At 66.3% G+C, this 12,923-nt stretch carries 11 protein-coding genes; 3 read left to right on the plus strand and 8 right to left on the minus strand.

What is annotated here, in order from left to right:
• Window positions 1-54 precede the first annotated feature (54 nt).
• From ACE3N9_RS09920 to lgt, 5 genes are all read right to left on the minus strand, one after another.
• Window positions 55-1,656 (minus strand): carboxyl transferase domain-containing protein, encoded by a 1,602-nt coding sequence (locus ACE3N9_RS09920; protein ID WP_374283374.1) that lies wholly within the window; start codon window positions 1,654-1,656, stop codon window positions 55-57.
• Entirely contained in the window at window positions 1,653-2,645 is a 993-nt protein-coding gene (locus tag ACE3N9_RS09925) for an alpha/beta hydrolase (protein ID WP_374283376.1), read from the minus strand. The genes ACE3N9_RS09920 and ACE3N9_RS09925 overlap by 4 nt, the downstream gene beginning before the upstream one ends.
• Complete coding sequence (locus ACE3N9_RS09930; RefSeq protein WP_374283378.1) at window positions 2,645-3,808, minus strand: isovaleryl-CoA dehydrogenase; 1,164 nt, start codon at window positions 3,806-3,808, stop codon at window positions 2,645-2,647. The genes ACE3N9_RS09925 and ACE3N9_RS09930 overlap by 1 nt, the downstream gene beginning before the upstream one ends.
• 73 nt (window positions 3,809-3,881) lie before the next feature.
• Window positions 3,882-4,946 (minus strand): class I SAM-dependent methyltransferase, encoded by a 1,065-nt coding sequence (locus ACE3N9_RS09935; protein ID WP_374283381.1) that lies wholly within the window; start codon window positions 4,944-4,946, stop codon window positions 3,882-3,884.
• The gene (lgt, locus tag ACE3N9_RS09940) at window positions 4,943-5,818 is read right to left on the minus strand and encodes a prolipoprotein diacylglyceryl transferase (RefSeq protein ID WP_374283425.1); all 876 of its coding nucleotides are present in this window, start codon (window positions 5,816-5,818) and stop codon (window positions 4,943-4,945) included. The genes ACE3N9_RS09935 and lgt overlap by 4 nt, the downstream gene beginning before the upstream one ends.
• A 145-nt stretch (window positions 5,819-5,963) precedes the next feature.
• On the opposite strand from lgt, the gene ACE3N9_RS09945 reads away from it, so the two are divergent.
• Window positions 5,964-7,670, plus strand: a complete 1,707-nt coding sequence (locus tag ACE3N9_RS09945) for a class I adenylate-forming enzyme family protein (protein ID WP_374283383.1) — start codon at window positions 5,964-5,966, stop codon at window positions 7,668-7,670.
• Window positions 7,646-10,417 (plus strand): [protein-PII] uridylyltransferase, encoded by a 2,772-nt coding sequence (locus ACE3N9_RS09950; protein ID WP_374283385.1) that lies wholly within the window; start codon window positions 7,646-7,648, stop codon window positions 10,415-10,417. Before ACE3N9_RS09945 ends, ACE3N9_RS09950 begins: the two co-directional genes overlap by 25 nt.
• Window positions 10,418-10,465: 48 nt before the next feature.
• On the opposite strand, the gene ACE3N9_RS09955 is transcribed toward ACE3N9_RS09950, so the two are convergent.
• The 3 genes from ACE3N9_RS09955 to ACE3N9_RS09965 all read right to left on the minus strand — a co-directional run bounded on the left by ACE3N9_RS09955 (window position 10,466) and on the right by ACE3N9_RS09965 (window position 12,297).
• Window positions 10,466-11,494, minus strand: coding sequence for an aspartate-semialdehyde dehydrogenase (locus ACE3N9_RS09955; RefSeq protein ID WP_374283387.1), 1,029 nt, complete (start codon window positions 11,492-11,494; stop codon window positions 10,466-10,468).
• A gap of 247 nt (window positions 11,495-11,741) precedes the next feature.
• Window positions 11,742-12,095, minus strand: a complete 354-nt coding sequence (locus tag ACE3N9_RS09960; protein ID WP_374283389.1) for a carboxymuconolactone decarboxylase family protein — start codon at window positions 12,093-12,095, stop codon at window positions 11,742-11,744.
• A 13-nt stretch (window positions 12,096-12,108) separates the two neighbouring features.
• Window positions 12,109-12,297, minus strand: coding sequence for a hypothetical protein (locus ACE3N9_RS09965; protein WP_374283392.1), 189 nt, complete (start codon window positions 12,295-12,297; stop codon window positions 12,109-12,111).
• 113 nt (window positions 12,298-12,410) lie between these two features.
• Here ACE3N9_RS09965 and trxC point away from each other — a divergent pair, with 113 nt between their 5' ends.
• On the plus strand, window positions 12,411-12,857 hold the full coding sequence (gene trxC, locus ACE3N9_RS09970; protein ID WP_374283394.1) for a thioredoxin TrxC: 447 nt from the start codon (window positions 12,411-12,413) through the stop codon (window positions 12,855-12,857).
• The last annotated feature ends 66 nt before the right edge of the window (window positions 12,858-12,923 follow it).

Consider the following 12,923-nt stretch of genomic DNA (forward strand, 5'->3'; position numbering starts at 1 on the left):
CATTCTCCCCGATTGTACGCCCCAGACTAGCAGCATCGCCGCCTGGCGGAATAGCTACATTCTGAACACGCCGAACTGTGGCTTTTGGGGAATCGGCGCCTCGAGGCTGGCGGCGAGCGCGAGGCCCAGCACGTCGCGGGTCTGGGCAGGATCGATCACCCCGTCATCCCACAGCCGCGCGGTGGCGTGATAGGGGTTGCCTTCGTCCTCGTACTTCGCCCGGATCGGGGCCTTGAACGCCTCGGCTTCCTCCGGCGTCCATTTTTCCGCATCCCGGTGGACCGTCGCCAGCACGCTGGCCGCCTGTTCGCCGCCCATCACGCTGATCCGGCTGTTGGGCCAGGAAAACAGGAAGCGCGGGCTGTAGGCGCGGCCGCACATGCCATAGTTGCCCGCGCCAAAGCTGCCGCCGATCAGCACGGTCAGCTTGGGCACTGTCGCCGTGGCCACCGCAGTCACCAGCTTGGCCCCGTGCTTGGCGATGCCTTCCGCCTCATACTTGCCGCCGACCATGAAGCCGGAAATGTTCTGCAGGAACAGCAGCGGCACCTTGCGCTGGCAGGCCAGCTCGATGAAATGCGCGCCCTTGACCGCGCTTTCGCTGAACAGCACCCCGTTGTTGGCCAGGATCGCCACCGGCATCCCCCAGATATGGGCAAAGCCGCAGACCAGCGAAGCGCCGTAATGCGCCTTGAACTCGTGGAACTGGCTGCCATCGACGATCCGGGCAATCACCTCGTGCACGTCATAGGGCGCGCGCACGTCGTCGGGGATCACGCTGTAAATTTCTTCGGGCGGATAGAGCGGCGCGCGCGGTTCCAGCACGGTCAAGTCGTGGCGGTGCGCCGGGCCAAGATGGCTGACGATGTCGCGCACGATCGACAATGCGTGCAGGTCGTTCTCCGCCAGGTGGTCGACCACGCCCGACTTGCGGGCGTGCAGGTCGCCCCCGCCCAGGTCCTCGGCGCTGATTTCCTCGCCGGTCGCGGCCTTGACCAGCGGCGGCCCGGCCAGAAAGATCGTGCCCTGTTCGCGCACGATCACCGTTTCGTCCGACATGGCCGGGACATAGGCCCCGCCAGCGGTGCAGCTGCCCATCACGCAGGCGATCTGGGGAATGCCCTTGGCGCTCATCTGCGCCTGGTTGAAGAAGATCCGGCCAAAGTGGTCGCGGTCGGGGAACACCTCGCTCTGGTGCGGCAGGTTCGCCCCGCCGCTGTCGACCAGGTAGATGCACGGCAGGTGGTTCGCCTCGGCAATCTCCTGCGCGCGCAGGTGCTTCTTGACGGTCATCGGGTAATAGGTCCCGCCCTTCACCGTCGCGTCGTTGGCCACGATCATGCACATCCGGCCCGAAACGCGGCCGATGGCAGTGATGATCCCGGCGCCGGGAATTTCGCCGCCATAGATGTCGCAGGCGGCCAGCTGCCCCAGTTCGAGCAGCGGCGCGCCGGGATCGAGCAGCCGTTCCACCCGTTCGCGCGGCAGCAGCTTGCCTCGCGCGGTGTGGCGCGTCCGGCTGCGCTCGTCCCCGCCCAGCGCGGCCTCGGCCACGCGGGCGCGCAGTTCATCGGCCAGCGCGCGGTTGTGCGCGGCGCGGGCCTGGGCCTGCGGATCGTCGGGATTGAGGCTCGTGGGCAGGACGGGCGCGCTCATTTCGGTCCCTTCAGGTGCTTGGCGAAGAACGGCAGGACCTTCGACCCGAAGCGTTCCTTGATCCTGTTGCCATGGTCGCCAACGTACATCTCCCAGTCGTGCGGCACGCCCAGCTTGGTCAGGTGCGCGTGGATCAGCTCGTCATCGGGGCGGACGAAATCTGTGTCGCCGGTGTCAATCGCGATCCCCGCCATCGACTTGAGCGCCGGGACATATTGCGCCGCCATCGCCGCCGGGCTGTTGGCCGCCCACTGCGCCAGCACGAAGTTATCGGCCTTGCCGTCCTTCGTGCCAAGATCGGCAAAGAACGGGGCCTTGCCCGGATTGGGCGACCAGGCCGCTGCCACGGCGAAATTGCCGCGCGACATCCAGTCGAGCGCGAGCGCCTGCTCAACGCTCATCGTATCGAACTTCGGATCGATCAGGCTGGCCGGGCGCGGGATCTGGCAGCACGGGTTCATCGCATAGAGCGCGCCGAACAGCTGCGGATACTTCATCCCCAGCCGCAGGGTGCCGTAGCCGCCCATCGAATGCCCCACCAGCCCGCGCGCCTCGCGCCGGGGCACGCTGCGGTAATGGCCATCGATCCAGCCGATCAGGTCGCGGACGATGAAGCCTTCGAAATCGCCGATCGTGGGCGAGCTGGAATACATCGAGCCGCCCCACTTGGTCATGCTGTCGGGCACGACCACGATCATTTCCTGCGGCCCCTTGCCCATGGCCTTCAGGTCATCGTCGAACGCGATCCGGCCCATGTAGGTATCGGCGGTGGAATTGAACCCGTGGAGGAAATAGACCACCGGAAAGCGCCGCTGCTTGGCCGTGTCATAGCTGGGCGGCAGGATCACGTAGACCGTGCGGTCCGGCGAATTGCCTTCGAGGTTGCCTGCGACCGAGGGCGAATGGACGGTGATCTTTTCCACCCGCGCCAGGGCGGGCATGGCGATCAGGGCGCAAAGCGCGGCAAGCAGGGCCAGAATGCGGCGCATCAGTTCGCTCCGATCAATTCGCGGCCGATCAGCATCCGCCGGATTTCGTTGGTGCCCGCGCCGATATCCAGCAGCTTGGCATCGCGCAGGAAGCGTTCGACCGGCCAGTCCTTGGTATAGCCCGCCCCGCCCAGCGCCTGCACCGCCTCGCCCGCGGCGCGGAAGGCGTTTTCGCTCGCCAGCAGGATCGCGCCGGCCGCATCGAACCGGGTGGTCTGCCCGGCATCACAGGCCTTGGCCACGGCATAGACATAGGCCCGTGCCGATTGCATCGCGACATACATGTCAGCCACCTTAGCCTGCATCAGCTGGAAGGTGCCGATCGGTTTGCCGAACTGCTTGCGTTCGCGAACATAGGGGATGACCACGTCCAGGCAGGCCTGGATGATCCCGATCTGCATGCCCGCCAGCACCACGCGTTCATAGTCCAGCCCGCTCATTAGCACGCCGACCCCGCCGTGGACGGGGCCCATCACGTTTTCATCCGGCACGAAGCAATCGTCGAACACCAGTTCGGCAGTCGGGCTGCCGCGCAGGCCCATCTTGTCGATCTTCTGGCCGATGCCGAAACCCGGCATGTCCTTTTCGATCAGGAAGGCGGTGATCCCCCGGCTACCCGCTTCGGGCGCAGTCTTGCCATAGACCACCAGGGTATCGGCACAGGTGCCGTTGGTGATCCAGAACTTGGTGCCGTTCAGCCGCCAGCCGCCCGCCACCTGGTCGCAGCGCAGCTTCATCGAGACGACGTCCGAACCCGCCCCCGCTTCCGACATCGCCAGGCTGCCGACATGTTCGCCGCTGATCAGCTTCGGCAGGTACTTCGCCTTCTGCTCGTCATTGCCCCAGCGGCGGATCTGGTTGACGCACAGGTTGCTGTGCGCGCCATAAGACAGGCCGACCGCGCCCGATGCCCGGCTGACTTCCTCGACCGCGATGACGTGATCGAGATAGCCCAGGCCCAGCCCGCCCCATTCTTCCTCAACCGTGATGCCGTGCAGCCCCAGCGCGCCCATCGGCTCCCACAGCTCGCGCGGGAAGCGGTCGTTGCGGTCGATCTCGGCCGCCAGCGGCATGATCTGTTCATCGGCAAAGCGGCCCGCCGCCTCGCGGATCATCCGGGCGCTTTCGGTCAGGCCAAAGTCGAACTCGGGGGTGGCGCGCATGGAAACTCCTCTCAGGCCGAAGGCATAGCAAGGCCGAACGCGCGCGCAAAGAAGTTACAGCGGAAAGTAACTTTCAGCCGTGGAAACCGGCTCCGCCCGGCCAGCCGGGGGCAGCCAGGCCCATCACCTTGAACAGTACGCCCATCTGCCCTTCGCCGATCAGGCGTTCCTTGGCGCTGTCGATCGCGGCGGCGTGCTGGGGGGCGACCTGGGCCAGCGCCTCGGCGCGCGCCTCGATCCCCAGTTCGCGCAGCCAGCGGCCCTGCGGCACAGTGCCCAGCCAGCGCACCCCGCGCGACTGGGCGATCTGCGCCAGCGTGGCGAAATCGACATGGGCGGTCAGGTCCGCCTCGCCCGGCCCGACGAAAGGATCGACTTTCAGGTGCGCGCGCACCGCCTGCAGGGTGGAGCCATCGCGCAGCTGATCGTGGCCGTAATCGATGAACAACGCCGCCCCGCCCTGTTCGATCAGGCGGCCCGCCACTTCATAGACCGCGGCGGCCGCGCCGGGGCAGGTCTCGATGATCGTCCCCTCGGGGGCATTGCGGCGCGCCTCGGGCACGGCGGCGTCCATCGGCTGGGTTCCGGCCACGCAGACGAAGCCTTCGCCTTCCGGCATGACCATGCGTTCGCGCCAGCCATCGGGCGTCTTGACCAGCTGCCGCACCGGCAGGGCATCAAGAAACTCGTTCGCTACGACCAGCACCGGGCCATAGGGCGGCACGCTCGACAGGTCGTGATGCCACTGCGCGCCCGGCATGGTTTCGAGCTGGATGTCTTTCAGCGCGGTCGATGTTTCGACGAAGTGGATCTGCGGCTCCAGCCCGTAACGCTTCGCCACCCGCAGCGCATCGCGCGCCAGCGTCCCGCGCCCCGGCCCGAGTTCGACGTAGTGGACCGGCACCTCGCGCCCGGCGTTGACCCACATGTCGGTCAGCCACAGGCCGATCAACTCGCCGAACATCTGGCTGATTTCGGGCGCGGTGATGAAATCGCCCGCCCCGCCCAGCGGATCGCGCGAGGAATAGTAGCGGGCGTTCGCCTCGCCCATGTAGTGCATCAGGCTGATCGGCCCGGTGTTGGCGATCAGACGGCGGAAGATGTCCGCCAGCGGTTCACGCCCTTCGCCCTCGGTCATTGCGGGGTCTTGGCGGCGCTGCCCAGCGGCGGCTTGATCAGGCTTCGCACCACGAAGAACAGCCCGACCAGCGCCAGCGGAATGGTCAGCCACTGGCCCATCGACAGGCCGGTGGTCCGCGCGAATTCCGACAGCTGCGCATCGGGTTCGCGGAAGTATTCCACCGTGAAGCGGCCCGCCGCGATGCCCAGCGCAAACACGCCGACCAGCAGGCCCGGCCGCCAGCGCGCACGGGTGCGCCAGAACAGGTATAGCATCACCAGGATCAGCAGGAGCCCTTCGATCCCAGCTTCGTACAGCTGGCTGGGATGGCGCGGCAGGGTGCCCGGCGCATCGGGAAAGACCATTGCCCAGGGCACGTTCGGTCCAGCCACGCGGCCCCACAGTTCGCCATTGATGAAGTTGGCCAGCCGCCCGAACAGCATGCCGAACGGCACACAAGTGGCGATGTAATCGCACACCCGCAGGAACGACAGACCGCCGCGCCACGATACCCAGGTGATCGCCAGCAGCACCCCCAGGATCCCGCCGTGGAAGCTCATTCCGCCTTCCCACAGCTTGATCAGTTCGCCGGGGTGCTTGATCAGGTAGAAATCGGGCGAATAGAACAGGGCATAGCCCAGCCGCCCGCCCAGGATGATCCCCAGCGTGCAGTAGAAGAACAGGTCATCGGCATGGCGCTGCGCCAGCGGTGATCCGGGCGCCTTCATCATTCGCGTCAGGTGCCAGTAACCCAGCACGATCCCCGCCAGATAGGCCAGGCTGTACCAGCGCAATTCGAACCCGCCGATCTGGAACAGGTAGGGCTTCAGCCCCAGGTCCTGCCAATAGATCGGAGCCTGCGCCGCTGCGGCGGCAAGCGATAGTGACAGCAACGATCCGAACTCCTAAATGGGCACGCACAGGGCGCCGCGGACTTGTTCGCTGCGCCTTCTGGCACAGACAAGGCCGGGTGACAAACCGGCACCGGGCGCGAAAAGGGGCGTGTCCGCAAGCAATTGGGGAAAAGGAATCCTGATGCGGACTGAATTGGACTTGGCAATGGACCAGGCGGTCGCGGCACTGACCGCGCCTGGCGGAATGCTCGAAACCGTGCCGTTCGAACGCTATGGTCGGCAGCTGCCGATGATCAAGGCGGCCCCGGCCACCCTGGTCGATTACATCAATCATTACTGCGAGCAGCACGGCGATACGCCGTTCCTGGTCGACGGGCCGATCCGCCTGTCGTTCCGCGAAGTGCAGGCCGCGGCGCGCGTGGTCGCGGGCGGGCTGGTGGCCGGACACGGGGTGCAGAAGGGCGACCGCGTGGGGATTGCCGCGCGCAATTCGGCCAACTGGATCATCGCCTATATCGCGGTGCTGATGGCGGGCGGCTGCGCCACCTTGCTCAATGGCTGGTGGACCGGCGAGGAACTGGCCGGCGGGATCGAGCTGGCCGGGTGCAAGCTGGTGCTGGCCGATGCCCAGCGCGCCCAGCGGCTCGATGGCTTCGAGCACCCGGCGCGGCTGGTGCTGTTCAGCCACGATTGCGACTGGCGCGAAGGGCTGGCCGCACTGCTGGCCCAGGGCGGCGGGGCCGACACCCCCCTGCCCCAGCTGACCGGCGATGACCTCGCCACGCTGCTCTACACCTCGGGCTCGACCGGCCAGTCGAAAGGCGCGGTCAGCGATCACCGCGGCGTGGTCCAGGGCACTTTCAGCTATGTCGCCCAGACCCTGACCGTGCTGACCGTGCTGACCCAGCGCGGCGAAGCGCCCACCATGCAGCCGTGTAGCCTGGTCAACGTGCCGCTGTTCCACGTAACCGCCGAAGTGCCGCTGTTCCTGCAAAGCTTCGCGATCGGACGTAAACTCGTCCTGATGCCCAAGTGGGACGCGGAAGAAGCGATGCGCCTGATCGAGGCGGAAAAGGTCACCTATTTCGTCGGCGTACCGCTGATGAGCTTCGAGATCGCCACCCACCCGAACCGCGCCAAGTACGACCTGACCAGCTGCACCAGCTTTGCCGGCGGCGGCGCGCCGCGCCCGGTGGATCACGTGCGGCGGATCAAGGACGCGCTGCCCCACGCCTTCCCGCTGCTCGGCTATGGCCTCACTGAAACCAACGGCGCGGGCTGCGGCAACCTCAACGAGAATTACCTGGCCAAGCCCGGCTCCACCGGCACGGCCACCAAGCCGCTCATGGAACTGGGCATCCTCGACGATGCCGGCGCGGTCCTGCCCGCCGGGCAAGTGGGCGAAGTGGCGTTCCGCTCGGTCGTCAATTTCCTTGGCTACTGGGAAAACCCGGAAGCGACGGCGGCCGCGATCACCCCGGACGGCTGGTTCCGCACCGGCGACCTCGGCTATGTGGACGAGGACGAGTACCTGTTCATCGTCGACCGCAAGAAGGACATCATCATACGCGGCGGCGAGAACATTTCCTGTATCGAGGTCGAAGAAGCGATCTATGCCCACCCCGACGTGGCCGAAGCCAGTGTGTTCGGCATGCCGGATGAAAAGTTCGGCGAACTGCCGACCGGGGTCTACCTGGTGAAGGAGGGCCGCACGCTGTCCGAAGCCGCACTGCAGGAATTCCTCAAGCTGCACATCGCCGCGTTCAAGGTGCCGGTGCGGCTGTGGCAGGAACAGGAAAACCTGCCCCGCCTCGGCACCGAAAAGGTTGACAAGCGCACCCTGAAAGCCCGTTACCTGCCGCTGTGGCAAAGCGAGCAGACGAAGTAACCCCCGGCGCCAGCCGGATCCCCAACCAGCGCGCGATCGTCGATCGGCGCGCGCTGGCCGATGCGGTGTGGCAGGCGGTGCAGGACAAGGGCGCGCAGGCCTGCCGCCCGCAGGTGGTCGACCTGCTGCGCAAGGCGCTCGCCGCCGGGCGCGCAGAGATCGCCCGGCGCCTTGCTGAACGCCCCAGCAAGGGCAACGAATGCGCCGCCGCCCAGGCTTTCCTGATCGACCAGCTGGTGCGCGTGATCCACGATCACGTCACCGGCGTGGTCTATCGCGCCAGCAACCGTTCAGCCGGGGAACGGCTGACGATCATGGCGGTGGGCGGCTATGGCCGGGGCGAAATGGCGCCCCATTCAGACGTCGACATCGCCTTCCTCACCCCGATCAAGCAGACCGCCTGGTGCGAACAGGTGATCGAGGCGATGCTCTATTTCCTGTGGGACCTGGGGCTCAAGGTCGGCCATTCCAGCCGTTCGCTCGACGACATGGTGCGCATGGCGAAAAGCGACCTGACGATCCGCACCGCGCTGCTCGAAGGGCGCTATGTCTGGGGCGACCAGGCCCTGTTCGACGAGGCGCAGGCCCGGTTCTTCGCCGAAGTGGTGGCCGGCACCGAGCGGCAGTTTGTTGCCGAGAAGCTGGCCGAACGAAACGAGCGGCACAAGCGGCTGGGCGACAGTCGCTATGTCGTCGAACCCAACGTGAAAGAGGGCAAGGGCGGCCTGCGCGACCTGCACACGCTCTACTGGATCGGCAAGTACATCCACAAGGTGCGCGACCCCAGCGAGCTGGTCGACGTCGGGCTGCTCACCCCGCAGGAATACCGCTCGTTCCGCCGGGCGGAGGATTTCTTCTGGGCGGTGCGCTGCCACCTCCACACCATCACCCGCCGCGCCGAGGACCGGCTGACCTTCGACCTCCAGCGCGAGGTCGCGGCGCGGATGCAGTTTGCCGACCGCCCGGGCAAAAGCGCGGTCGAACGCTTCATGCAGTACTTCTTCCTGCAGGCGAAGCGCGTCGGCCACCTGACCGGGCTGTTCCTCGCCCAGCTGGATGAACAGTCGGCAAAAAAGCAGCCGCGCGGACTGCTGGCAGGGTTCCGCGCGCGGCGGCGGATGCTCAAGGGCTATGTCGTCTATGGCGGCAAGATCAACGTGCCGGGCGATACCTGGTTTGCCGAAGACCCGGTGCGGCTGGTCGAACTGTTTACCCTCGCCGATGCCGAGCGGCTCGACATCCACCCCGAGGCGATGCGCCTGGCGGTGCGCGATGCGCGGCTGGTTGACAGCGTGCGCAATGATCCGCGCGCCAACGCGCTGTTCATGGACCTGCTGACCAGCCGCAACGATCCCGAAAGCGCGCTGCGCTGGTTCAACGAAACCGGGGTGTTCGGGCGGTTCATGCCCGATTTCGGCCGGGTCAACGCGCAGATGCAGTTCGACATGTATCACCACTATACGGTGGACGAACACACCATCCGCGCGATCGGGCTGATGGCGCAGATCGAACGCGGCGAGATGAAGACCGATCATCCGCTGGCCACCGCGATCATCCACAAGGTGCTCAATCGCCGCGCGCTCTACGTCTCGATCCTGATGCACGACATCGCCAAGGGACGGCGCGGCGATCATTCGGTGCTGGGCGCGGATGTCGCGCGCAAGCTTGGCCCGCGCCTCGGCCTGACGCCGGATGAGACCGAGTTGGTCGCCTGGCTGGTGCGCCAGCACCTGCTGATGAGCGCGGTCGCCTTCAAGCGCGATCTGGCGGACTTCAAGACGATCACCGATTTCGTCGCTCAGGTGCAGTCGGTCGAACGCCTGCGGCTGCTCGCCATGCTGACCATCGTCGATATTCGCGCGGTCGGCCCTGGCGTGTGGAACAGCTGGAAACGCCAGCTGATCCACGAATTGTACGAAGCGGCGGAAGAGCGCCTGCGCCTCGGCCACGTCCAGCATGGCCGCGCCGAACGGGTCAAGGCCAAGCAGGCCCGCGTGGCCGAACGGCTGGGCCAGCAGCAGACGCTGGTCGAACGGCATGCCAAGCAGTTCAACGATGCCTACTGGATCGCCGAACCGGACGACATCATCGCGATGAACCTGATCCAGCTCGACGCGGCCAAGGGCCAGGCGCTGGACGTTCACACCGAATACTATGCCGCGCGCGGGGCCACGCTGGTCACCGTGATCGCGGCGGACCACCCGGGGCTGTTCTATCGCATTGCCGGGGGCATCCACCTGGCCGGCGGGAACATCATCGACGCGCGCATCCACACCGCGCGCAACGGCATGGCAGTGGACAATTTCCTGGTCCAGGACCCGCTTGGCCGGCCGTTCTCGGAAGACAGCCAGCTCGCCCGGATCAAGACGATGATCGCGGACGCGCTGGCCAACCGGGTCAAACTGGTGCCGCAGCTGGCCGCCCGCCCGCTGTCGCGCCCGCGCGCCGATGCCTTCGAAGTGCGCCCGCAGGTCGAATTCGACAATGCCGCGTCAAACCGTTTCACCGTGATCGAAGTCAACGCGCGGGATCGCCCGGCCCTGCTCAACCGGCTGGCCCGCGCACTGTTCGAAGCCAAGCTGATGGTTCATTCCGCCCACATCGCCACCTATGGCGAACGCGCAGTCGATACGTTCTACGTTACCGACCTGCTGGGCGAAAAGGTCGATGCCGCGCCGCGCTTGAAGACGGTGGAGAAGAAGCTGCTGGAAGCCGCCGACGAACAGACGGTCGAAGTCGCAGCTTGAACTGTCAGGCGCGGGAAGGCCCGGTGGCCCTCCCGCGCCGCACAATTCTTAACCGATCAGCGCTTCGGCGATCTGGACCGCGTTAAGCGCCGCGCCCTTGCGCAGGTTGTCGCCCACCACGAACAGCGCCAGGCCATTCTCGGCCGAATGATCGACGCGGACACGGCCGACATAGACCGGGTCCTGGCCGGTAGCTTCCAGCGGGTTGGGCACGTCGCAGACCACCACGCCCGGCGCGGCGCGCAGCAGTTCCAGCGCGCGTTCGGCGCTGATCGGGCGTTCGAAAGCCACGTTGACCGACACCGAATGCCCGGTGAACACCGGCACGCGCACGCAGGTGGCCGAAACCGGCAGGCCCGGGATTTCCAGTATCTTGCGGCTTTCGTCGCGCAGCTTCAGTTCTTCCTCGGTGTAGCCGTCTTCGCCCAGCACATAGTTCAGCGGCACCACGTTGTGCGCCATCGGCACGGCCCACTTTTCAGCTTCAGGCAGCAGGTCCTGATGCCCGCCTTCGGCCAGCAGCCGGGCCTGGTCACCGACATGGGCCAGCTGGCGGGCCAGCACGTCGATCCCTTCCAGCCCCGCGCCCGACACCGCCTGATAGGTGCTGGCGACCAGGCGGGTCAGCCCGGCCTCGTCATGCAGCGGCTTCAGCGCCGGCATCACCGCCATGGTGGTGCAGTTGGGGTTGGCGACGATCCCCTTGGGCAGGTCCGCGAGCGCATGCGGGTTCACTTCGGCGACGACCAGCGGCACTTCGGGATCCGAGCGGTAGGCCGAGCTATTGTCGATCACGATTGCCCCGGCGGCGGCAACCTTGGGCGCCAGCGCCTTCGAGGTCGAGCCGCCGGCCGAGAACAGCACCACATCCAGCCCGCTGTAATCGGCAGTGGCCGCATCCTCGATCGTCACGCCGTCGACCACCTTGCCGGCCGAGCGGGCCGAGGCGAACAGGCGCAGCGTCTGGATCGGGAAATTCCGTTCCTTCAGGATCTCGCGCATGGTCGAACCGACCACGCCGGTGGCGCCGACGATCCCGACATTCAGCTTCTGTCCGGCAGGAAAACGATGAACCATGATTGCTACTCCTTCATTCGTGGAGAGCAGTGCGGGTTCGCTTGTTCCGGTATGGAGTGCCCCGCCTGCTCGTGCGGGGCGGGTTGTCCGGTGTGCCTCAGGCCAGGCGCGCACCAACAACCGTCCCGCGCCGTGCGGTCGGTTTGCTGGTAATAATCTTGGTCTGGGCAGCGAACATGGGGCGGCCCCTAGCCATGCTGCAGCGCAATGTAAAGCGCCGATCACCCCATGTCCGGGAAATAATTGATCAGGCCGCCCCCTGCGCGGCGAACTGATCGAAGGCTTCCACCGCCTGCGCGGCATACATCAGGCTGGGTCCAGCCCCCATATAGATCGCCAGGCCCATCGTCTCCATGATCTCCTCGCGCGTGGCGCCGTGCTGCAGGGCGGCCTTGGCGTGGAAGGCGATGCAGCCATCGCAGCGGATCGCGACCGCAATGGCCATGGTCATCAGCTCCTTGGTCTTGGTGTCGAGCGCGCCGGTCGCCGTGGCCGCGCTGGCCATGGCCGAGAAATTCTTCATCACATCGGGCGCACCCAGGCGCACCTGCTTGATCGCAGCCGACAGTTCGCTCGCCATGGCGGGCCAGTCCTTGTGCATGATCGTCCTTCCTTCAATCAATGTTGCGCGCAATCGCCCGCGCCAGCCACCATGACAGCGGGAACGACGCGATCACCGCACCGCCCGCCGCCAGCGCCACCGGCTTCCAGCCGGGCAGCCCGGCGATCAGCACTCCGGCCACGGCCACCCCGACCAGTCCGGTCAGCAGCACCGCGTGAATCACCATGGTGAGTTTGAACATCGGCAGCCTCCGGGCGCTATATGCGCCATATCTAATAAAATGATGCCGCGATCCTTGACACCGATCAAGCCGCGCCCATTTCGAAAGAAGAGGCATTCAAGGAAGCCATTGCCATGACCACCCAGCCCGATCCCGTCCTGGCGATCTGCCCGCACTGCGGCGCGGCCAACCGCGTCCCCGCCGCCCGGCTGGGCGCGAACCCCACCTGCGGCAAGTGCCACAAGGGCCTGTTCACGGCTGCGCCGCTGGCAGTGGATCAAGCGGGCTTCGACCGCCATGTCACCAAGGGCACCTTGCCCGTGCTGGTCGATTTCTGGGCGGAATGGTGCGGCCCGTGCAAGGCGATGGCCCCGGCCTATGCCCAGGCAGCCAAGGTGCTGGAGCCGCAGCTGCGCCTGCTGAAAGTCGATACCGAAGCCGAGCCAATGCTGTCGCAGCGTTACCAGATCCGCTCGATCCCGACGCTGATGCTGCTGTCCGGCGGACGCGAGCTGGCGCGCACATCAGGGGCCATGCCGGTGGAGCAGATCGTGCGCTGGGTGCGCCAGAACCAAGCGTAAGCCGCACTCTCAGATCGTCATTGCGAGCGTAGCGAAGCAATCCAGGGCGGTTTGCGCTTCCCTGGA

The organism is Novosphingobium sp., from assembly GCF_041905565.1.
Classification (GTDB): domain Bacteria; phylum Pseudomonadota; class Alphaproteobacteria; order Sphingomonadales; family Sphingomonadaceae; genus Novosphingobium.

Excerpts from the sequence above, each read along its gene's own strand:
- ACE3N9_RS09930 (WP_374283378.1), bottom strand. The coding sequence starts at position 3,808 with ATGCGCGCCACCCCCGAGTTCGACTTTGGCCTGACCGAAAGCGCCCGG.
- ACE3N9_RS09925 (WP_374283376.1), bottom strand. The coding sequence starts at position 2,645 with ATGCGCCGCATTCTGGCCCTGCTTGCCGCGCTTTGCGCCCTGATCGCC.
- ACE3N9_RS09960 (WP_374283389.1), bottom strand. The coding sequence starts at position 12,095 with ATGCACAAGGACTGGCCCGCCATGGCGAGCGAACTGTCGGCTGCGATC.
- trxC (WP_374283394.1), top strand. The coding sequence starts at position 12,411 with ATGACCACCCAGCCCGATCCCGTCCTGGCGATCTGCCCGCACTGCGGC.
- ACE3N9_RS09920 (WP_374283374.1), bottom strand. The coding sequence starts at position 1,656 with ATGAGCGCGCCCGTCCTGCCCACGAGCCTCAATCCCGACGATCCGCAG.
- ACE3N9_RS09965 (WP_374283392.1), bottom strand. The coding sequence starts at position 12,297 with ATGTTCAAACTCACCATGGTGATTCACGCGGTGCTGCTGACCGGACTG.
- ACE3N9_RS09955 (WP_374283387.1), bottom strand. The coding sequence starts at position 11,494 with ATGGTTCATCGTTTTCCTGCCGGACAGAAGCTGAATGTCGGGATCGTC.
- ACE3N9_RS09935 (WP_374283381.1), bottom strand. The coding sequence starts at position 4,946 with ATGACCGAGGGCGAAGGGCGTGAACCGCTGGCGGACATCTTCCGCCGT.
- ACE3N9_RS09945 (WP_374283383.1), top strand. The coding sequence starts at position 5,964 with ATGCGGACTGAATTGGACTTGGCAATGGACCAGGCGGTCGCGGCACTG.